The organism is Pandoraea sp. LA3, assembly GCF_022696215.1.
In the GTDB taxonomy this organism is placed as follows: Bacteria; Pseudomonadota; Gammaproteobacteria; order Burkholderiales; family Burkholderiaceae; genus Pandoraea; species Pandoraea capi.
Window position 1 is genome coordinate 41,838 of the sequence record NZ_PTPY01000017.1, and the last position, 21,124, is coordinate 62,961.

A 21,124-nucleotide genomic window follows, 5' to 3' on the forward strand; every position below is an offset into this window, starting at 1 on the left:
CCATACGCCGCTGCCTTGTGCCGCGGCGTATTGTTTTTGCCTATGATATATATAAAAACGATTAATTCGACCGTTTTAATATAAATAATTAATCTAGCGACATGCGCTCGGCACCCGACCCATCAAGGGGCGCAAGCCGCCGACCGCCGAGCAGTCCCCCAACAAAAGACGCATTCAAAGGTGCCCGCAATGACCCAACTCAAGGCCTATTTGCACGACATCGAAACCACGCTGGAACAAGTACTTGCCGAGTTCGCCCTGATGGGCGCCTGACTCGCAAGTCGCAAGAGATCGCCCGATCAGGAACCAGGAAACAGGAGAGCGTCACATGTCCGATACGAAGAAACTTACGACTGCCGCCGGTGCGCCGGTCACCGACAACCAGAACACCTTGACGGCCGGCCCGCGTGGCCCGGCGTTGCTGCAAGACATGTGGCTGATTGAAAAGCTTGCCCACTTCGACCGGGAAGTGATTCCGGAGCGTCGCGTGCACGCGAAGGGCTCGGGCGCCTTCGGCAAGCTGACCATCACGCACGACATTACGAAATACTCCCGCGCCCGCGTGTTCGAGGCCGTTGGTAAGGAAACGCCGGTGTTCCTGCGCTTCTCGACGGTGGCCGGTGAGCGCGGTGCGGCCGATGCCGAGCGCGATGTGCGTGGCTTCGCCCTGAAGTTCTACACCGATGAAGGCAACTGGGATCTCGTGGGTAATAACACGCCGGTGTTCTTCATCCGCGATCCGCTGAAGTTCCCGGACTTTATCCACACGCAAAAGCGTGACCCGAAGACCAACATGCGCAGCCCGACCGCTGCGTGGGATTTCTGGTCGCGTTCGCCGGAATCGCTGCATCAGGTCACCATCCTCATGAGCGATCGCGGCTTGCCGAAGAACTATCGCCAGCAGCACGGCTTCGGCTCGCATACGTTCAGCTTCATCAACGCGGCGAACGAACGCTTCTGGGTGAAGTTCCACTTCAAGTCGATGCAGGGTGTGGAGAACGTGACGAACGCCGAGGCGGCAGAGATCGTCGCCAATGATCGCGAAAGCCATCAGCGCGATCTGTTCGAATCGATCGAAGCCGGCAACTTCCCGCGCTGGCGCATGCAGGTGCAGGTCATGCCGGAGGCGGATGCCGCGAGCTATCGCTTCAATCCGTTCGACATCACGAAGGTGTGGCCGCATTCGGACTACCCGCTGATCGACGTGGGCGTGCTGGAGTTGAACCGTAACCCGGAGAACTACTTCGCGGATGTCGAGCAGGCCGCGTTCAATCCGGGCAACGTCGTGCCGGGTATCGCCTTCTCGCCGGATCGTCTGTTGCAAGGGCGTCTGTTCTCGTACGGCGATACGCAGCGTTATCGCCTTGGCGTGAATCACAGCGCCATTCCGGTCAACGCGCCGAAGTGCCCGTTCCATAACAGCTTCCATCGCGACGGTGCAATGCGCGTGGACGGCAATCTCGGCGGCACGCCGAACTACGAGCCGAACCGCTACGGTGCATTCGCTGAGCAACGGGAGTATCGCGACCCGCAGCAAGCCGTGGGTGCGGTGGCTGATCGCTTCGACCACCGTGAAGACGAGGACTACTACTCGCAACCGCGTGCGCTCTTCCGGTTGTTCGACGATGCGCAAAAGGCGCGTTTGTTCGGCAACATCGCAGCGTCGATGAACGGCGTGCCCGATGACGTTGCCGAGCGTCAGATCGGTCACTTCGCGAAGATCGATCCAGCGTATGCGCAAGGCGTGATCGCCGCACGCAAGGCGCTGGCGAAGTAAGGCGTGGCGGTTGCAGACGGCATTACTGCCGGCGTGACGGCAGACAGTGCTGGATGGTGTAAGAAGGTGCAGGAAAAGCAGTAAATGCAGGTCAGCGGGGGCGGCGAATGTCGTCCCCGCGCGAGTGCTTGTGTGACGCGTTGCGACGAAACGCCAGTACGCTCAGCCCGCCGGCCAGAAAGCGCGGATCGCGGCGATGCCGTAGGCCCCGGCATTGCGTGCGCTGTTCAGTGTCTCGGCACGCATGCCGCCGAGCGCAAACACCGGCAGCGAGGTTTGCGCGGCGAGCCTGGCGAATGCCGGCCAGCCGAGCGGCGTGGCATCGGGGTGCGTGGCGGTAGGGAGTACCGGCGAGAGCGTGACGAAGTCGAGTCCGAGGCGCGTTGCGTGCGAGAGTTGCGCGGCGTCGTGACAGGCGGCGCTGACGATTTTCCAACCATCAGGGCGCGCTTCGCAGGCCATCAGACGTTCGCTGGTCAGATGCCAGCCGTCCGCTTTCGGCACGGTATCGGCGATGGTGCTGTTGGTCGGTGCGAGCCACCGGTCGGCGACGTCGTGAGGCGGATTCAGGATGAGCTGCGCCCCTGCGGCGTGTGTCAGGGCCAATGCGCTTTCGGCCAGCGCGCGATAGCCGTCCGCATCGAGCGAGCGATTACGCAACTGAACGAGGCGGGTGCCCCGCGCGAGTGCCTGAGCGAGTTGCGAGGCGAACGCGGCGATCTGGGCACGTGAGGCGACATCGGGCGTCACCAGAAGCTGGCGGGGCAGCGCGGGCGAACGGGCGTGGCCGTCGTGCGCGTCGGTGTCGTGGGATTTCTCGCTCGCACGCGATGTTTCGGCGCGACCTGGGGGAATCGAAGGCAAGGAAGGCATCGAGGGCAAGGAACGCATCGAAGGGCGGTAAGCGCAAACCTGGCGCGAATCATGTGACGGCGCACACGCGCTGGCAGCGCGGATCCGGTGTGAGCGGCATGGGCGAAGTGTAACCGGAATGCGTCGACGAACGTCTTGAGGAAAGTACGGAGATCGGCCGCGCGGAACATTGTGGCGTCCACACTCTCCCACCCCATGTGCGTGCGACGTTGTTCTGTGTCACACGCAGCCCATATGGCGCCGATAGACTCGCGCGGTGCTCGCCGGGCATCGGTCAATCGGCAATTTTATTTCAGCGCGTCTTCGGATTTTTCGACAGACGGCACAGCAAACGGAGTCGGATCATGGCAAAGAAAAACCAGGCAGCCAACGTGGCAAGCGTGAACATCGGCATCAGCGACAAGGATCGCAAGCGTATCGTCGAAGGATTGAGCCATCTGCTGGCGGACACTTACACGTTGTACCTGAAGACGCACAACTTCCACTGGAACGTGACCGGCCCGATGTTCAACACGTTGCATCTGATGTTCGAAGGCCAGTACAACGAACTTGCGCTGGCCGTGGATCAGATCGCTGAGCGGATTCGCGCGCTGGGCTATCCGGCGCCGGGCACCTACAAGGAGTTCGCGAAGCTATCGTCGATTCCCGAAGCCGAGGGCGTGCCTGCGGCGGAAGAGATGATTCGTCAGCTGGTCGAAGGGCAAGAGGCCGTGACGCGCACCGCGCGCGGTATCTTCCCGATCGTCGACGCCGCCTCGGACGAGCCGACTGCCGACCTGCTCACGCAACGCATGCAACTGCACGAAAAGAACGCGTGGATGCTGCGTAGCCTGTTGGCCTGAGCGCCTCAGACCCCGGCCGACGCTCGTCGGCCGCGATTGACGCCCGTGCCCCGTGCACGGGCGTTTTGCATTGGCATTCGCCTGTCAAAACGTGCCAGCGCCTCCGAATTCTCACAACGCATGCCGTGAGTGCTATCACACGGGAGCGGTCTATAGAGAAAGGATGCACTCCTCGACCCAGTCCAGTACACTGGCCGGATGCCTTTCGACTGGCTCGCCCGCAATCTCCTCGTCAGCGTGTTTCTGCCACCGGCCAACGTGCTGGTGCTCGCGGGGCTTGCGTTCGTGCTTTGGCGGCGCTTTCCGCGTAGCGCCAAGACCTTGGCCGTGATCGCCGTGCTGGCCTTGTGGGTACAGGCGATGCCGTGGGTGGCACAGAAGCTTTCCCAGCCCCTCGAAGTCGGCACACCGGTCGACCCGAACACGCTCGACGCCGCACGTCAGGCGCCCGGCGCGGCGACGACGTTGCCGCAGGCGGTGGTGATCCTGGGCGGTGGCATGAGTGTCGGCGCATCGGAGTTCGGTCGCGAAAACGGGGCCGATCTCAGCGACGCCACGTTGGCCCGGGTGCGCTACGGGGCCTTCCTGGCGCGTCGGGCACAGTTGCCGATTCTTGTCTCTGGCGGCAGCCCGTCCGGTCGCGCAGCCGAGGGACCCGTCATGGCGCAGGTGATGTCGGACGAGTTCGGCTTACCGGTGCGCTGGGTCGAAGGACAATCATTGAACACGGCGCAAAACGCCATCTTCAGCGCGCGTATGTTGACGAACGTCGGCGTATCGCGCGTCTATCTGGTCACGAGCGCCTGGCATATGCGTCGGGCTCGCGACCAGTTCGAGCGAGCGGGGCTGACGGTGGTACCCGCACCGTGCTGCCGTGCGAACGTGCTCGAAGCGGACGCCGTGTCCGGCTGGTGGCCGACCATCGACGGCCTGCGCGTCACCCGTGCAGCGCTGCGTGAGTGGATGGCACTGGGCGTAGGACATTGAGCGGATCGCGCCGCCGCCTGCAAAACGTCACGAATTCCCGGCATCGTAGGCGGCTTGCGGAAGAAAGTAGGAACGTCAGATTTTTTGGGGACGTACGTGATCGCGCGCCCCCTGAGTTGCCAACCCTAATCGAGAGAGACGTATGAAGACGAAAGCTGTCCTGACCGTTGAAGACGTGCAGAAGATCAACGCGGCCGCCGTGGCGGAAGCCACCTCGAACGGCTGGAACGTGTGCATCACCATCGTCGACGACGGCGGTCATGCCCTGTCGCTGCATCGCATGGACGGCGCTGCCCCCAGCACGGCCATGATGTCGCTGGGCAAGGCGCAGACCTCGGCCGTCGCCCGTCGCGAGAGCGGTGCGTTCGAAGAGATGATCAACGGTGGGCGTTACGCATTCCTGAGCGCACCGAACACCGCCATGCTCGAAGGCGGCGTGCCTATCGTCGTGGACGGCAACGTCATTGGCGCGGTGGGCGTGTCGGGCGTGAAGTCGGCGCAGGACGCGCAGATTGCACGTGCCGGTATCGCTGCCGTTACCGGCGCCTGATATCGCGTAAGCCGGCCCAAAAGAAAAAACCCGCTCTTTCGAGCGGGTTAAAGGCTTGTCAGGCCGGCTGGCACAACCCGAGGCTTGGCAGGTTGCGCCACGAGGAGAACATCAATGAAACCCGAGTGGACGGACAAAAAAAGTGGCTTGGCTGGCGCGCAACGCAGGTAGAGAGGGGCTTGCCGTAACTACATGGGATCGCGTTGCGTTCGCTGGCTACTGCCAAACACCTCTTAGGCGAGGTGGTCCCCACAAAACTCGGTGAAGGTGGCGGCAAGGTCGTGGTCTTGCCACCGCCAAAATCCTTTACTGCATCAAACTCGACAACTTACTTCGTCAGGATCAGCTTGCCGTAGCGCGTAGCGCGCAGTTGGTAGGTCTGTCCGTTGTGCAGGATGTTCACGCATTGCGTGCCCTGCAACAGGTGATCGCTCGTCAGCAGGCGACCGGTGGTTGGGCTGGCCGGCTTTTCTGCCACCGGGCTGGCCACTTGCGAACGCGACACCGACAAGGTGCGGCGCGGTGCCGTGGCAGGCGTGGTCTGGCGGGCAGTGGTGTGGCTTGCGGTCATCTCGCTCATCCGTGTGGCTGACTGTGAGAAGAATCTTAAATGAGAATCATTCCCATTTATATTTGAATTTGACTATTGTGATTTGTTATTTGGTAGTTTCTATCTAAAATTACGTTGTCGGACGGGGGATGAGGCCGTCCGACAAATGACGCTCAAACGCTGGATCAGCCCAGCGCGCCTTGCTCAGCGAGTTCGCGAATACGGCGGACGGTGTCGATGTCCGCTTCGCGATAAGCCGATTTCACAAACTCGCTGTAGCGCGTGTCTGCGGTCGCGGCGTCTTCCGGCAACGTCGTACTGTACGTAAATCGTACGAAGTAATGCGTCGGATTGGGCTCTTCGATACGCATCGTAAGGGTGCCGCCTGCGTGGGCATCGGTCGCTGCCGTTTCGTAGCGCACCGCCTGCTGGGCGTCGAACACGACACGATCGAGCACGACGGTCTCACCGAAACGCAGTTCGCGGTTCAGGGTGTTCTCGGTGCGCTCGTGCATGACGCACTCGTCGAGCCCCAGCACGAAGGCCTCCGGCTGTTCGGCGCGCAGCACGAGGCCACGCCATAGTTGATCGCGCGTAAGTGCGAGAGTCAGCGGGTTCAGGAGGTCGTTGACCTCGATCAGGTGTTCGTACTGCAAGACTATTTCCCCTTGATTCCTTGGATGACGCCGAGTCGCGCGACGGCGAGACTTCAACGCGTGAGCGCGATGATTCCCACCGTGGCGCAATGCCGTGCCGGGGACTGCCGCATGCAATCCGTCAGCACGGCGTCGGGTGTCTATTCGACCAGCGAACTCTCGATGGCGACGGTGCCCGACAACACCTTGTGAATTGGGCACGCATTGGCGATTTCCAAGAGGCGCTGACGCTGTTCCTCCGACAAATCCCCGGCCAGTTCGATCTTGCGCGTGATTTGCGTCGTCCCGGCAGGCGGTTTGCCGTCCGGGTTCATCGCGAGTGTCACTTTCACGTCCTTGAGCGGCCATTCCTTGCGACGTGCGTACATATGCAGCGTGATTGATGTACAGGCTCCAAGGCTGGACAGCAACAGTGCCGACGGCGCCGGGCCGAGATCGCCGCCACCGAGTGACTCGGGTTCGTCGGCGATCCATTCGTGCTTGCCGTCCGACAGATGGGTGGTGTATCCGGCAGCGCCCAGGTGGGCGGTGACAATCGCTTCTGCGGCCATGGTGACTCCTGTAGGTCCTGACGGCGGCTTAATGGAGGCGGCCCGGTGAAACCGGGCCACAACGTACTCTGCGTGCTTTGAGTGTCATTGTGACCCAATTTCGCCGGGCCGGCGGGAATGGCGCGAGCCAGGTCATCCCCCGCTCGCGCGTCCCCGAAGACGTTACCTGAACGTGCCTGCGGATCAGGTCCGGGAGACGGAGGCCGGGATGTGTCCCATGCGTCCCGCCTGAAAGTCGAGGATCGCCTGACGAATCTCGCTCTCCGTGTTCATCACGAACGGGCCGTAGCGTGCCACCGGTTCGCCGATCGGCTTGCCGCCGATGAGCAGGAACGACAACGGCGTGTCGCTGTCGTTACGCACGGTGATGCCCTCGCCCTCGTTGCCGAACACGACCATCTGATGTGCTTTGGCGGCGGTGGCTTCAGCCCCGAAATGCCCTTCGCCTTCGACTACGTACGCGAACACGTTGAAGTCCGCCGGCACCGGGTGATCCAGCAGCGCCTGCGGTTGCAGCGTGAAGTGCTGATACAGGATCGGCGTATGCGTCTCGATGGCGGCCTGCTTGCCCAGCGCCTCACCGGCGATCACGCGTACGGAGACCTTGCCGTCGTCGCTGGTCGCCGTCGGAATTTCGGCGGCTGGCAGTTCCTGATAGCGCGGCGTCATCATCTTGTCCGTGCTCGGCAGGTTCACCCACAACTGGAAGCCGTGCATTTCGCCACCGCGTTGCTGAAACGCCTGCGAGGGCATTTCCGAGTGAATCACGCCGGCACCGGCCGTCATCCACTGCACGTCGCCCGGGGTGAGCTTGCCTGCGTGGCCCTGGGAGTCACGATGTTCCATTTCACCGGCGAGCAGATAGGTGACGGTCTCGAAGCCGCGGTGCGGATGGTCGGGGGCGCCCTTGGCGTCGCCGGGGGCCACTTGCATCGGCCCCATCTCGTCGAGCAGCAGGAACGGATCGAAGTCCATCATCATGCGCGTCGGAAACGGGCGGTTGACGTAGAAACCGGCGCCTTCCTGCGTTTGCGCTGCCGTGAAGACACGGGCGACCGGACGGGCGTAGGTGGTGCTCATGGGGAAATCTCCTGTGAGGATGCGCGTCGCACAAGGACTTGCGGCGTGTCGGCATCCGTTGTCATGTCCCCACTATATCGGGGGGAATGGCACCGGGAGTAGCCCGCAACACTGGAAGGATTGTTACCGGAATGGAACAGTCGACGAGAAGTCGGGGGGATTACGGAAGAAAGCGAAAGGAGGCGCAGGAGTTGGACCAAAGCTGAACCAAAGCGATGAGAAACGCGGGACGAAAAAAAGCGCGGTGACCAGCACCGCGCCCGAGCTTCTGCGATTCGTGGATTTACCGGCTTACTTGGCCGGCTCGGTCACGAAGCCGAGTTTGGTGACACCTGCCGTCTGCGCCTCGGAAAGCACCTTGGCGACGCTCTCGTAACGCACGTTCTTGTCGGCGAACAGATGCAGTTCCGGTTGCGGCTGCGCGTCGGCGGCCTGTGCCAGACGCGCCTTGAGCGTGTCGTCGTCGATCTGCTGCTTGTCCCAGAAGACACTGCCGTCCGCCTGGATCGACAGATCGACCTTGGCAGGTTTGGTGTCTTCCGGCTGGCTGCTCGCCTGCGGCAGGTCGAGCTTGACCGCGTGATTGAGCACCGGCAGCGTCACGATGAAGATGATCAGCAGCACCAGCATGACGTCGACGAGCGGCGTCATGTTGATCTCGCTCATCATCGCGTCATCGGCACCGTCGTCGCTGCTGTATGAACCCATAGCCATAGCGAACTCCTTCTCTTGCGCGGCGGCTTAGCTGGCGCTGGCCGACGTGGACTTGTTGCGCACCGGCGTGACGTTGTTGGCGAACTGCGTCGAGTGCACGCTGGCGCCCGTCAGGAAGTAACCGTGCAGGCTGTGTGCGAAGCGGTTGAGCTTCGAGACGATACCCTTGTTGGCACGCGTCAGGGCGTTGAAGCCGAGCACGGCCGGAATGGCGACGAACAGACCGAAGGCCGTCATGATCAGGGCTTCACCCACCGGGCCGGCCACCTTGTCGATGGTCGTCTGACCCGAGGCGCCGATGGCGAGCAGGGCGTGATAAATGCCCCACACCGTACCGAACAGACCGACGAACGGCGAGGTCGAACCGATCGAGGCGAGCATCGCGAGACCGCTTTGCAGACGCGAGACCGTATCGTCCACCGAGTTCTTCAGCGCGCGCGTGATCCAGTCGCTCACGTCCATCTTGTCGTGCAGATGCGGCTGGCTCTGACGGTGATGTTCGGCGGCGTCCTGACCGGCGAGTGCCAGTGCGAGGAACGGATTGTTCTGACCCGATTCGCCGAGCTTTTGCAGACCGGCAGAGAAGTTCTCCGAGTGCCAGAAGTCCGGTTCGGCCGTGCGCGTGAAGCGGGAGAGGCGGAAGACTTGCGTGCCCTTGATGATAATGACCGTCCAGGACAGCACCGACATCACCAGCAACACGATCGCGATGGCGCGGGTGACGAAATCGCCCTGCGACCAGACGTGGCTCAAACCATACTCTTGCATTTTTCGTTCCTCGGAAGATCCAGTTCGTAGATCGTTACGTTAATCGTTCAGATTGAAGTTAAACGGTTTGGTCGCGGCGGCTTCGACCGCGCGGCCATTCTGCATCGGGGGGGCACAGCGCATTGCCAGTGCGGCGGTGCGCGCTGCCTGATCGAGACGGGGGAAACCGCTCGACTTGACGACATTGGCGCTCGAGACCACCCCACGGGTGTCGATCACGAGGCGCAACGTGACGGTGCCTTCTTCGCCCACACGGCGCGACTGCGTCGGGTAGACCACACGCGGTTCGTCGCACTTCACGGCCAGCCCTTCGATCGGGCCGGACGGCGCGGGCGCCGGGGCCGGTGCGGGCGGCGCCGGCGGCGTGGGCGCCGCTTGCTGCACCGGTTCGGTCGTCGTCTGTTGCGGCGGCGCGACCGGTTCGGCCTTCTGCGTGATGGCGTTCTTCGGTTGCTCGCGCGGCTTGGGCGGCGGCGGCGCGACCTTCGGCTTGGGCGGTTCCGGCTGCGGTTTGGGCGGCGCGGGCTGCGGCGGCGTGGGGGCGGGCGTGAGCGGAATGATCGTCGCGGTGAAGGTCGTCGGCTCGATCGTTGCCTTTTCAGGCTCGTTGCGCAGGTGCGACAGACCGACCAGAGCGGCAATGTGAACGACAACGATCGCAGCGGCAATCGCGATGGCGCGCGGCGACGTCAGCGGGTCGCGGAATTGCGAGAGCGCAAGGCCAGGTGAGGTCACGGCGGGGGACACGGCGGTCGACATGGTAACGGCTAGGGTACGCTAAATTGCGGCGGTGAACAGTGAGTGAAGCGCGGTGCGCAAAGCCTCTGGGTTCGAGACAGGCCGGACGTACGATCAAAGGAAAACCGCGCCATGGGGCGCGGTCGGCGAACGCAGTGAGTCAGAAACCGTACTCGAACTCACCTTCGAAACAGGAAAAACGACAAACATAACGTCGAAATAAAGCCAATCAGGAGTTCCATCTGACACCTCCAGGGTGACAACGTCGCTGGCTGGCGCATGGCGCCGCAATGTCGCGGAACGCCTGGCTGGCTCCATTACCCCGTGGCTATCCGGATGACTGCCACGCTGGTGAAATTCCAAATCGTTCAAAACCGGTCATGCAGGACGAGCACACGTCTCGTCGTCGAACTGCAAGCGCTGAAACTGATGAAGCGGATCAAGCCGCCAGCGCGAGTTCCTGACGCACCACCACGACTTCCGTCGTCGTCTCGACGCGCACGGACTGGCAGCAGCCACCGCAAGAGCGGCCACAGCACGGCGTGGCACCGGTCACCATTTCCTGGACATATGGACCGCACTTGCCGCAGCACAGCGCAACGCCGAGATCGATCTGAAGATCTTCCATCGAGGTGGCACCGGCGTCGAGGCAAGCCTTGATCTGACGGTCGGAAACGGATTTACATACGCAGACGATCATGATGAAAACGTCAAAATGTAACACTAATGAGAATAATTATTATTTAAGTCGACGTCTTTTGCAAGCGGCATTGACCTATCCCATGGCACGCACAGGGATATACGGCAACCGTGTCAGGCGGAAATGATGGGAGGGTTTGAGGCGAATGCCAGGCGGGACGGGGCTTGCGGGGCCGGTTGGGGTGTGGCCCACGCAGGGCCTAGGGCGTGACTACCGGGGCCGACTGGGGTGCTTGAGTCGACTGATCGGCCACCTCACCGGCAGCCAGTGCCGTTGTCGCATCGATTTCGATCGTCTGCACGCGTGGCGCATCCACGATCAGGCGGTCCGCCATCGTCTGAAGGGCATCCGCGTTGGCGGTCGTGAACAACTGAAGACTGCCGCCGTCTCCCGATGCAGGGGGCGCGGCCAGATCGTCTACCTCAAGCCGTCGTTGAAGCTGGCGGGCGATGGCTGCACCGGTGTCGACGAGCGTGAGTGCGGTGCCGAAATGCCGCTCGATGGCAGGGATCAGGAACGGGTAGTGGGTACAGCCGAGCACCAGTGTATCCGCGCCTTGCGCGAGCATCGGCGCGATGTATTTATCCAGCAGCGCGATGACCTCGGGCGAATCGACATCGCCGCCTTCGATACGCTCGACCAGCCCATGGCCCGGCTGACACAGAAACCGCTGCCCCTGTGCGGTGTGACGCGCCAGCAGATCCGCGAAGCGGGCACTGCGCAGCGTGGCGGCCGTGGCGAGCACGCCGATCACGCCGCTGCGAGAGACGGCTGCCGCCGGCTTGATGCCCGGCTCGACGCCGACCACCGGCCATGAGTCGTCGGCGCGCAGGGTGGCCACGCCGTGGGCGGTGGCCGTATTGCAGGCGACGACGAATGCCTTGGCGCCGCGCTCGCGTAGCCATCGGCCGATCGCGAGGCTGCGTTGCTCGATGAACGCGTCGGGGCGTTCGCCATAGGGCGCGTATCGGGAGTCGGCGACGTAGATCAGCGACTCGTGCGGAAGCAGCGCGCGAACGGCCTGCAAGACCGAGAGGCCACCGAGGCCGGAATCGAAAACGCCAATCGGCGCGTTGGAGGGCATGGCAAATGAGAAAGGGCCGGCAAGTTGCCGGCCCCGAAATTCTAGCGCAAAGCCTGCCGTCCGAAGTCGATGTCCGTGCGGCGGCGCGCTTTTCTTATCTGGGTTTTGCGGGGTGTCGGGCTTATTCTTCGAACGACGCCATGCCCGACTGCTGGTAATTCTGGAGGCCGACCTTGCCGATGAGTTCGATCTGCGTTTCCAGCCAGTCGATGTGCTCTTCGGTGTCGTGCAGGATCTCGTTGAAGATCTCGCGGGAGACGAAGTCGCTCACGCTTTCGCAATGCGCCACGCCTTCCTTGCAGGTCTTCTGCGAGAGGTATTCGAGCTTCAGATCGCATTGCAGAATCTCTTCGGTGTTCTCACCGATGAGGAGCTTATGCAGATCTTGCAGGTTCGGCAGGCCGTCGAGCATGAAGATACGTTCGATCAGCTTGTCGGCGTGCTTCATCTCGCCGATGGACTCGTCGTACTCATGCTTGCCGAGTTTCGTCAGGCCCCAATGGTTGTACATGCGGGCGTGCAGAAAGTACTGGTTGATCGCCGTCAGCTCGTTGGTGAGCTGTGCGTTGAGGAGTTCGAGGACTTTCTTGTCGCCTTTCATTTCGGATCCCTGTTTTATGCAATTTGCAAGCGGTTGAAGATTAGCCTGAAAAGCTCGGAAAGCCAAGCCCTGCAAGGCTTTTCGTGAACCGAGGTGCGAATGGTAATGCGATCCATTCTCGCTTTGTCGCATGACATTTTTGCGAGCGGAATCGATGCCGGCTCGACATTCGCGGCACGAAAAAAAGCCCGGACCAGGCCGGGCTTTCCTTCGCGGGCCGATGGCGTGAAGCCGTCGACCCATGCGCGCGTGAGGTGCGTGCGCTGCGAATACCGATGAGACTTATTCCGCCGCGACCGGGATCTTGCCGATCTTGGCCTGCCATTCCTTCGGTCCGGTCTGGTGCACCGAGACGCCGGTTGCATCCACGGCCACCGTCACCGGCATGTCCTTGACGTCGAACTCGTAGATGGCTTCCATGCCGAGGTCGTCGAACGCCAGCACGCGCGCCGCACGAATCGCCTTGGACACGAGGTAAGCGGCGCCGCCTACGGCCATCAGGTACGCAGCCTTGTGCTTCTTGATGGCTTCGATGGCGGCCGGGCCGCGCTCCGACTTGCCGATCATCACGGCCAGACCCGTCTTGGACAGCATCATGTCGGTGAACTTGTCCATCCGCGTGGACGTGGTCGGACCTGCCGGGCCAACGACTTCGTCGCGCACCGGATCGACCGGGCCGACGTAGTAAATCGCGCGGCCCTTGAAGTCCACCGGCAGCGGCTCGCCCTTGGCGATCATGTCGGCAATGCGCTTGTGGGCGGCGTCGCGACCCGTGAGCATCTTGCCCGAGAGCAGCAGGGTCTGACCCGGCTTCCAGCTGGCAACTTCTTCCGGCGTGAGCGTGTCCAGATCGACGCGCTTGCTCGTCTCCGTGTTCGGCGCCCAGTGCACGTTCGGCCAGGCGTCGAGCGACGGCGCGGCGAGGAACGAGGGGCCCGAGCCGTCCAGCGTGAAGTGGGCGTGACGCGTTGCCGCGCAGTTCGGGATCATGGCGACCGGCTTGGACGCCGCGTGCGTCGGGTAGTCGAGGATCTTCACGTCGAGCACGGTGGCCAGGCCGCCGAGGCCTTGCGCGCCGATGCCGAGGGCGTTGACCTTCTCGAACAGCTCGATACGCAACTCTTCGTTCCAGTTCTGCGGGCCGCGCTTGATCACGTCATGGATGTCGATCGGGTCCATGAGCGATTCCTTCGCGAGGACCATCGCCTTTTCGGCCGTGCCGCCGATACCGATGCCGAGCATACCCGGCGGGCACCAGCCGGCGCCCATCGTCGGCACCGTCTTCACGACCCAGTCGACGATCGAGTCGGACGGGTTGAGCATCACGAACTTCGACTTGTTCTCCGAGCCGCCGCCCTTGGCTGCAACGGTGATGTCCACCTTGTCGCCTTCCACGATTTCGTAGTGGATGACGGCAGGCGTATTGTCCTTCGTGTTCTTGCGGCCGGCTTCCGGCGGCGCCACGATCGAGGCGCGCAGCACGTTGTCCGGGTGCATGTAAGCCTGACGCACGCCTTCGTTGATCATGTCGGTGAGGCTGCGCTTGGCGTCCCAGCGCACGTTCATGCCGACCTTGACGAACACCGTCACGATCCCGGTGTCCTGGCACAGCGGACGGCGGCCTTCGGCGCACATGCGGCTGTTGGTCAGGATCTGGGCGATGGCATCGCGGGCGGCGGGGCTTTCTTCGGCCTCGTAGGCGCGACCCAGTGCCTGGATGTAATCGTCCGGGTGGTAGTAGCTGATGTATTGCAGGGCACCGGCGACGCTCTGAATGACGTCGTCTTCTTTAATGACGGTAGACATGAAACGGCTCTCGACTTAGTGGGGACTGGTATTTGTAATGACTACTGCTGCTGCGGGGTCGCGTACGCGGGCGCATGGCTGTCGTTCGTCATCTTGTTGACGTAGGCCATGACGACGGCGGAAAGCAGGAAGGCACTGTGAATGATCACTTGCCACATGATCGTGTGCGGCGTTTGCTGGGACGCATCGATGAACGTCTTGAGCAGATGAATCGACGAGATGCTGATGAGCGCCATCGACAGCTTCACCTTGAGTACACCGGCGTTCACGTGATCGAGCCACTCCGGTTCGTCCGGATGGCCCTCGACACCGAGGCGGGAGACGAAGGTCTCGTAACCGCCGATGATCACCATGATGAGCAGGTTCGAGATCATCACCACGTCGATCAGGCCGAGCACGACGAGCATGATCTGCGTTTCGTCGAACGTTGCTGCGTGGGTGACCAGATGGAACAGTTCGACGAGGAACTTGTAGACGTAGACGCCTTGCGCGGCGATCAGCCCGAGGTACAGCGGCAGTTGCAGCCAGCGGCTGAAGAAGATGACGCGGGGGAGCGGACGCATGGGACGCGTCGGAGCAGGCGGTCGGCCAGGAGTCGACATGGCTATTTTGACGGGGTGAATACGTTGACCCGCGCCTCGTGACGCGGGCTGTAGTTATCAGTTACGCAAATCGAATTCGGAATACGAAACCACCAAGCCGGGCGCCATCGAGGCGCCCGGGCACGGATAGCGCGTCGCGATATCCGGCATGGGCGGCATTTTACAACGTCTTGGCGGCGCGACCGCGTTCGATTCAGTCGCGCACCGGCAATAGCGTCTTTCGCGAGCCGGCGGAGCGGCCGGGAAGCGCCGCGAGCACAATGCCCGCGACCGTGAGCGCCAGTGCCCCGCCTTGGGCGACGGACAACCGTTCCCCCAGGAAGATCACGCCATAAGCGGTGGCGGCCACCGGCACCATCGCCGTAAAGACCCCGGCGAGCTGTGCGCTGACATGGCGAATCCCGCGCATCCACAGGAAAAACGAGAAGACGCTTGCCGCGAGGCCGTACCAGACGATGAGCGCCCAGTGCCCGACGCTCAGCGCCGAGTAATCCACAGCCATCAGTCCGATGACCCCGAAAGGCAGCATCAGCGCCCCGCCGATCAGATGCGTATAGGCGCAGATGTCGATGGCGGGCAGTTCCGCGGCAAGCCGTTTCGAGACGATCACATAGATGGCTTCGCAGACCACGGCACCGAGCACCAGCGCGTTGCCGAGCCATGCGCTGGCAGTGGCGTCCGTGGCGCCGGCTGCGCCATGGCCGTCGCCGCGCGAGACGTTGAGCAGCGCCACGCCGGCAATCGCCAGCGCGATGCTGAGCAGCGTGCGTCGCGACGGGTGTTCGCGCAGCACGGCCCACGACAGCAGCGCGACGCAGGCGGGCAGCGTGGCCGTGATGACGCCGGCGGCGGTGGCCGTCGTCATACGCACGCCAGACAGGATCAGTAACGTGAAGAGAAACGTGCCGAAGAACGTCTGCACGAAGAGGTGGCCCCACTGGCGGCGCGTGACGCGTCGCATGGCTGACGGCCGGTAGCGCGGGGCGAGCGCGACGATGGCGATGACGAAGCGCCACAGCGCGAAGGCGGCCACCGGCATGACGGCGACCATCGTCTTGCCGATGCCGACGTTGGTCCCGACGAAGGTCATCGCCAGGGCGAGGGCGAAACTCGGGAAGCGGGCAAAGAGGCCGTCGACCCGGTTGGGATGCAAGGCGGCGGCGCTTGCCGTTGTCACGTTGTCGCGGCTCGATGGTGGCGTAGATGTCGAATTCACGGGCGCTCCGGGCGATTCCGGGGTGGCGGGAAGGGGGTGATGAGCGTAGGATTGTAGCGAATACGCCACAGTTTGCTGCAATGCGACAATGCGATCTGCGTGAGTCCCGCACGCAAGGAACGGGAGTCGAATGCACCAGTGTAAGGCGTTAGTAAGTCGCTCGTCTTAATGTGACGTTAGCGATTTGTTTTGGCTTGATTGCAATCGTATTTGCATATCCATAAGAGGGGACAACTCATGGCAGCAATTGAATCGGTATTGCAGGAACAGCGCGTTTTCGCGCCGCCACAGGCGCTGGTCGCCAAAGCGAACATTTCCGGCATGCCAGCCTATGAGGCGCTGTGCGCCGAGGCCGAGAAGGATTACGAGGGATTCTGGGCGCGTCAGGCGCGTGAGAATCTGGCCTGGCACAAGCCGTTCACCAAAGTCCTCGACGAGACCAATGCCCCGTTCTATACGTGGTTCGAAGACGGTCAGATCAACGCATCCTACAACTGCCTGGACCGCCAGATCGAAGCGGGCCTGGGCGACAAAACCGCCATCCTTTTCGAAGCCGACGACGGCACGGTGACCCCTGTCACCTACCGCGACCTGCTGGCGCGCGTGAACCGCTTTGCGAACGCGCTCAAGGCCAAGGGGGTGAAGAAGGGCGATCGCGTGGTGATCTACATGCCGATGTCGATCGAAGGCGTGGTCGCGATGCAGGCGTGCGCCCGCATCGGTGCGACCCATTCGGTCGTGTTCGGTGGTTTCTCGGCCAAGTCGCTCAACGAGCGCGTGATCGACGCGGGCGCAGTCGCGATCGTCACGGCAGACGAGCAGATGCGCGGCGGCAAGGCGTTGCCGCTCAAAGCCATCGTCGACGAAGCGCTCGCGATGGGCGGTTGTGAGCATGTGAAGTCGGTGATCGTCTACCGTCGCACGGGCGGCAATGTGACGATGCAGGCCGGTCGCGACGAAGTGCTGCAAGACCTTGTCGCCGGTCAGTCGGATCAGTGCGAGCCGGAATGGGTGGGCGCGGAACATCCGCTCTTCATCCTCTATACCTCGGGGTCGACGGGCAAGCCGAAGGGCGTGCAGCACAGCACGGGCGGCTATCTGCTGTGGGCATCGCTCACCATGCAGTGGACCTTCGACATCAAGCCGGACGACGTTTTCTGGTGCACGGCCGACATCGGCTGGATCACGGGCCATACGTACATCGCCTACGGTCCGCTGGCCGTGGGCGCCACGCAAGTGGTGTTCGAAGGCGTGCCGACCTACCCGAACGCCGGGCGTTTCTGGGAGATGATCGGCCGTCACAAGGTGACCGTGTTCTACACCGCGCCGACGGCGATCCGTTCGCTGATCAAGGCTGCGGAGCAGACGCCGGAAGTGCATCCCAAAAAGTACGACCTGTCGTCGCTGCGGATTCTCGGGTCGGTCGGTGAGCCGATCAATCCGGAAGCGTGGATGTGGTACTACGAAAACGTTGGCGGCGGGCGTTGCCCCATCGTCGACACGTGGTGGCAGACGGAGACGGGCGGTCACGTGATCACGCCGTTGCCGGGTGCCACGCCGCTGGTGCCGGGGTCGTGCACGCTGGGTCTGCCGGGTGTGGCGGTGGCCATCGTCGACGAGACGGGCCAGGACGTGCCGAACGGGCAGGGCGGGATGCTGGTGATCAAGCGTCCGTGGCCGTCGATGATTCGGACGATCTGGGGTGATCCGGAGCGTTACAAGACGAGTTACTTCCCGTCGGAGCTGGGCGGCAAGATCTATCTGGCAGGTGACGGGTCGATTCGCGATGCGAAGACCGGTTACTTCACCATCATGGGCCGTATCGACGATGTGCTGAACGTCTCGGGACACCGCATGGGCACGATGGAAATCGAGTCGGCGCTGGTCGCGAACCCGATCGTGGCGGAAGCTGCGGTGGTGGGGCGTCCGGACGACACGACGGGCGAGGCCATCGTGGCGTTCGTGGTGCTCAAGCGTTCGCGTCCGACGGGTGACGAGGCCAAGCAGCTCGCGCTCGAACTGCGGAACTGGGTGGGCAAGGAAATCGGTCCGATCGCCAAGCCGAAGGACATCCGTTTCGGGGACAACCTGCCGAAGACGCGTTCGGGCAAGATCATGCGTCGTTTGCTGCGTGTGATCGCCAAGGGCGAAGAGATCACGCAGGACACGTCGACGCTCGAGAACCCGGCCATTCTGGATCAGCTCAAGCAGGCGCAGTAAGCGCGGGTTTGCACACCCAAGCCACCTGCAATGACGCAACGCTCGCGGCCCGGCGCGCCGGGCTCCGCTGACGACGGCGGGACGTCGCCGGACGACACGTCCGGCGGCGCAGCGGGCGTTTCGTCGACATCGTTTGTGGTGCGACGCGGCGATGCCGTCACCTCGCCTTTCGCCTCGGGCGATCACCACGACATCGCGTCGACGTCGGCGTCTTCGGGGCGGCGTGGCGTGTCCCCTATGTCTGCCTTATCCCCTGATGCCACAGGCAGTCATGTCGGTGCACCCGATGGGGCGACGCCGACGGATCTTTCTCCCGACATCGACTGGCATGGTCAGGCGGCGGCGATTGCCGCGCTTCATTGGCGCCGTACCTTGTGGTTGGTGGCCGTGCTGATGGGGATCGGTTTCGTGGTGACGTTCGTGCCGCAGTTCTGGGCGCGCGAATGGGCTGCGATGCGCTTTGCCGGATGGCCGTTGCCGTTCTACATGGGCGCGCAGGGTTCCATTCTGGTAGACATCGGGCTGATCGTTGTCTACGCGTTGTTCCAGCGGTTCAACGATGCACGCTATCGCAAGGCGCTGCATGCGTTGCGCGACGCGCGTCGCGACAGCCTCGGCCTCACTGACGACACGCTGGAGAGCGCAATGGCGCCCGCCACCTCCCGAAGTGCGTCTTCTCGCGCCGCGTCGGCGCACATCTACCGATGAGTTTCACGCGCAGGTTGCTGCGCTACTACCTGTATTACACGGCGGGTTTTCTCGCGTTCGTGTTGATGATCGGCCTGCTCGAAAAGGTCAATGGCCCGGGCGTGTGGATCGGCTATGCATTCCTTTTCGTGACGATTGCCGTCTACGCGGTGATCGGCCTGATTTCGCGGACATCCGACGCCACCGAGTACTACGTCGCAGGACGGCGCGTGCCGCCGATGTTCAACGGCATGGCGTGCGCGGCGGACTGGATGAGCGCGGCGTCGTTCATGGGGCTGGCGGGTTCGCTTTACGTGTCGGGATACGACGGCCTCGCCTACGTCATGGGATGGACCGGCGGCTACTGTCTGGTGGCGTTCCTGCTCGCGCCGTATCTGCGCAAGATGGGGCGATACACGGTGCCGGACTTTCTCGGCACGCGATACGACAGCAATCTGGTGCGCGCGTTGGGTGTCTTCTCGACGATTCTGTGTTCGTTCGTGTACCTCGTCGCACAGATTCAGGGCGTGGGGTTGATTGCGTCGCGCTTCATCGGTGTCGAATTCACGATCGGGATTTTCTTCGGGCTGGCGGGCATTCTCGTGTGCTCGTTTCTGGGTGGGATGCGGGCGGTGACTTGGACGCAGGTCGCGCAGTACATCATCATGATCACCGCATTTCTGGTGCCGACGGCGATGATCGGTCATCAGACGGGCAACGGCTGGTTCCCGCAATTCACTTACGGTGAGGCGCTGGCGAAGGTCGAGGTGCTGGAGAAGCAGCTCAAGAATTCGGTGCCTGAGCAGGAAGTGCGCGATTACTACCGTGAGCAGGCGGAGCAGATGCAGCGTCGGCTAGACGGATTGCCGGACACGTTCTATACGGAGCGAGCGGAGCTTGAGCGGCAATTGCTGGACACGAAGCGTCGCAATGGGCCGTTGCGCGACGTGAAGGTGCTCGAGACGAGGCTGGAGGCGTTCCCGCGAGACGTGGGCGAGGCGCAGAACCAGTGGCTGGAGATGCGCAATCAGTACGTGGAGCGCAGTGAGCCGCCGCGCGCGATGACGGAGCCGTTCCCGGCGCGCGACGATACGACCCGCAGTTCGCAGCGGCTGAATTTCCTGTTGCTGATGGTGTGTCTGATGATCGGGACGGCGAGTTTGCCGCACATCCTGACCCGATATGGCACGACGGCGACGGTGCAGGGCGCGCGGAGTTCAGTGGGATGGACGTTGTTCTTCGTCGCGTTGCTGTATGTGAGTGCGCCGGCGTTGGCGGTGATGTTGAAGTACGACGTGCTGTTGCATCTGGTGGGCGCGCGATACGAGAACCTGCCGGGATGGGTGACGCAGTGGCGGCACGCGACGCCGGTGCAGTTGGACATCTCCGACGTCTATCGGGATGGTGTGGTGCAGTGGGGCGAGATCTGGATGCAGCCGGACATGTTGGTGCTGGCCGGGCCGGAGATCGCGGGGTTGCCGTACGTGATCTCGGGACTGGTGGCGGCGGGCGCGTTGGCGGCGGTGTTGTCGACGGCGGATGGATTGCTGTTGACGATTGCGAATGCGTTGTCGCATGACGTCTACTTCCACATGGTGGACCGGAATGCGTCGAGTCAGAAGCGGGTGACGACGTCGAAGATCTTGTTGTTATGCGTGGCGATGTTTGCGTCGTATGTGACGTCATTGAAGCTGGGGAACATATTGTTTCTGGTGGGGGCGGCGTTTTCGTTGGCGGCATCGTGCCTGTTCCCGGCGCTGGTGCTCGGGGTGTTCTGGAAGCGGACGACGCGACTGGGTGCGACGGCAGGGATGGTGAGTGGGTTGTTGGTGTGCGTGTACTACATCATGACGACGTACCCGTTCTTCACCCGCCTGACGGGCTTCGCGGGTTCCCGCTGGTGGGGCGTGGACCCCATCTCGGCGGGGGCGTTCGGTGTCCCGGTCGGGTTCGCGGTGGCGATCGCGTTCAGCTTATTGGGCGCCCGCCCGAGCGAGCGTGACCGGCATCTGGTGGATCATCTCCGACGCCCATGAGGCGGGGCTCCGAAAGGATTTTTGCCCGAGTCGCCACGAAATGGGTGAGATGTTGCCGCCGACCTGCTATAATGCGCGACCATTCA

The 21,124-nt window shown here is 62.8% G+C and carries 21 protein-coding genes; 7 read left to right on the plus strand and 14 right to left on the minus strand.

Annotation, left to right across the window (positions count from 1 at the left end):
• The first annotated feature begins 328 nt into the window (after positions 1 to 328).
• Positions 329 to 1,777 carry a catalase gene (locus tag C5N93_RS02420; RefSeq protein ID WP_242558125.1) on the plus strand — a complete coding sequence of 483 codons (1,449 nt, stop codon included), beginning with the start codon at positions 329 to 331 and terminating at the stop codon, positions 1,775 to 1,777.
• Between the two features lie 162 nt (positions 1,778 to 1,939).
• Here the strand turns inward: C5N93_RS02420 and C5N93_RS02425 are convergent, their stop codons facing one another.
• Positions 1,940 to 2,545 carry a thiamine phosphate synthase gene (locus tag C5N93_RS02425; protein ID WP_242558159.1) on the minus strand — a complete coding sequence of 202 codons (606 nt, stop codon included), beginning with the start codon at positions 2,543 to 2,545 and terminating at the stop codon, positions 1,940 to 1,942.
• Positions 2,546 to 2,994: 449 nt separating this feature from the next.
• Here C5N93_RS02425 and C5N93_RS02430 point away from each other — a divergent pair, with 449 nt between their 5' ends.
• From C5N93_RS02430 to C5N93_RS02440, 3 genes are all read left to right on the plus strand, one after another.
• Positions 2,995 to 3,492 carry a Dps family protein gene (locus tag C5N93_RS02430; protein ID WP_069341413.1) on the plus strand — a complete coding sequence of 166 codons (498 nt, stop codon included), beginning with the start codon at positions 2,995 to 2,997 and terminating at the stop codon, positions 3,490 to 3,492.
• Positions 3,493 to 3,690: 198 nt separating this feature from the next.
• Positions 3,691 to 4,479, plus strand: a complete 789-nt coding sequence (locus C5N93_RS02435; protein WP_242558126.1) for a YdcF family protein — start codon at positions 3,691 to 3,693, stop codon at positions 4,477 to 4,479.
• A 142-nt stretch (positions 4,480 to 4,621) separates the two neighbouring features.
• The gene (locus C5N93_RS02440; RefSeq protein WP_150722099.1) at positions 4,622 to 5,029 is read left to right on the plus strand and encodes a heme-binding protein; all 408 of its coding nucleotides are present in this window, start codon (positions 4,622 to 4,624) and stop codon (positions 5,027 to 5,029) included.
• A gap of 328 nt (positions 5,030 to 5,357) precedes the next feature.
• On the opposite strand, the gene C5N93_RS02445 is transcribed toward C5N93_RS02440, so the two are convergent.
• From C5N93_RS02445 to C5N93_RS02505, 13 genes are all read right to left on the minus strand, one after another.
• Positions 5,358 to 5,609, minus strand: a complete 252-nt coding sequence (locus C5N93_RS02445; RefSeq protein WP_242558127.1) for a hemin uptake protein HemP — start codon at positions 5,607 to 5,609, stop codon at positions 5,358 to 5,360.
• 155 nt (positions 5,610 to 5,764) lie between these two features.
• A complete protein-coding gene (locus tag C5N93_RS02450) occupies positions 5,765 to 6,235 on the minus strand; it encodes an SRPBCC family protein (protein ID WP_069341409.1) in 471 nt (156 codons plus the stop codon).
• Between the two features lie 140 nt (positions 6,236 to 6,375).
• A complete protein-coding gene (locus C5N93_RS02455) occupies positions 6,376 to 6,786 on the minus strand; it encodes an OsmC family protein (protein WP_069341408.1) in 411 nt (136 codons plus the stop codon).
• 183 nt (positions 6,787 to 6,969) lie between these two features.
• On the minus strand, positions 6,970 to 7,866 hold the full coding sequence (locus tag C5N93_RS02460; protein WP_242558128.1) for a pirin family protein: 897 nt from the start codon (positions 7,864 to 7,866) through the stop codon (positions 6,970 to 6,972).
• A gap of 291 nt (positions 7,867 to 8,157) precedes the next feature.
• On the minus strand, positions 8,158 to 8,580 hold the full coding sequence (locus C5N93_RS02465; protein WP_069341406.1) for a biopolymer transporter ExbD: 423 nt from the start codon (positions 8,578 to 8,580) through the stop codon (positions 8,158 to 8,160).
• Positions 8,581 to 8,607: 27 nt separating this feature from the next.
• On the minus strand, positions 8,608 to 9,348 hold the full coding sequence (locus tag C5N93_RS02470; RefSeq protein WP_242558129.1) for a MotA/TolQ/ExbB proton channel family protein: 741 nt from the start codon (positions 9,346 to 9,348) through the stop codon (positions 8,608 to 8,610).
• A 39-nt stretch (positions 9,349 to 9,387) separates the two neighbouring features.
• Entirely contained in the window at positions 9,388 to 10,107 is a 720-nt protein-coding gene (locus C5N93_RS02475; protein ID WP_242558130.1) for an energy transducer TonB, read from the minus strand.
• A gap of 418 nt (positions 10,108 to 10,525) precedes the next feature.
• The gene (locus C5N93_RS02480; protein ID WP_069341404.1) at positions 10,526 to 10,786 is read right to left on the minus strand and encodes a (2Fe-2S)-binding protein; all 261 of its coding nucleotides are present in this window, start codon (positions 10,784 to 10,786) and stop codon (positions 10,526 to 10,528) included.
• Between the two features lie 199 nt (positions 10,787 to 10,985).
• Positions 10,986 to 11,870 carry a glutamate racemase gene (gene murI / locus C5N93_RS02485; RefSeq protein ID WP_242558131.1) on the minus strand — a complete coding sequence of 295 codons (885 nt, stop codon included), beginning with the start codon at positions 11,868 to 11,870 and terminating at the stop codon, positions 10,986 to 10,988.
• Between the two features lie 121 nt (positions 11,871 to 11,991).
• Complete coding sequence (bfr, locus tag C5N93_RS02490) at positions 11,992 to 12,471, minus strand: bacterioferritin (protein WP_069341403.1); 480 nt, start codon at positions 12,469 to 12,471, stop codon at positions 11,992 to 11,994.
• A gap of 282 nt (positions 12,472 to 12,753) precedes the next feature.
• Positions 12,754 to 14,277: a fumarate hydratase gene (locus tag C5N93_RS02495; RefSeq protein WP_069341402.1), complete on the minus strand. Its 1,524-nt coding sequence runs from the start codon at positions 14,275 to 14,277 to the stop codon at positions 12,754 to 12,756.
• 41 nt (positions 14,278 to 14,318) lie between these two features.
• On the minus strand, positions 14,319 to 14,879 hold the full coding sequence (locus C5N93_RS02500) for a TIGR00645 family protein (RefSeq protein WP_242558132.1): 561 nt from the start codon (positions 14,877 to 14,879) through the stop codon (positions 14,319 to 14,321).
• A 193-nt stretch (positions 14,880 to 15,072) separates the two neighbouring features.
• On the minus strand, positions 15,073 to 16,032 hold the full coding sequence (locus tag C5N93_RS02505; RefSeq protein ID WP_277990181.1) for a DMT family transporter: 960 nt from the start codon (positions 16,030 to 16,032) through the stop codon (positions 15,073 to 15,075).
• Positions 16,033 to 16,332: 300 nt separating this feature from the next.
• Between C5N93_RS02505 and acs the strand changes: the two genes are divergently transcribed.
• Genes acs through C5N93_RS02520 form a run of 3 tightly spaced genes read left to right on the plus strand, consistent with a single transcriptional unit; the run spans position 16,333 to position 21,038 of the window.
• Complete coding sequence (gene acs, locus C5N93_RS02510; RefSeq protein WP_242558133.1) at positions 16,333 to 18,315, plus strand: acetate--CoA ligase; 1,983 nt, start codon at positions 16,333 to 16,335, stop codon at positions 18,313 to 18,315.
• A 30-nt stretch (positions 18,316 to 18,345) separates the two neighbouring features.
• Positions 18,346 to 19,023, plus strand: coding sequence for a DUF4212 domain-containing protein (locus C5N93_RS02515; protein ID WP_242558134.1), 678 nt, complete (start codon positions 18,346 to 18,348; stop codon positions 19,021 to 19,023).
• Positions 19,020 to 21,038 (plus strand): sodium:solute symporter family protein, encoded by a 2,019-nt coding sequence (locus C5N93_RS02520; protein ID WP_069341397.1) that lies wholly within the window; start codon positions 19,020 to 19,022, stop codon positions 21,036 to 21,038. The genes C5N93_RS02515 and C5N93_RS02520 overlap by 4 nt, the downstream gene beginning before the upstream one ends.
• Positions 21,039 to 21,124: the final 86 nt, after the last annotated feature.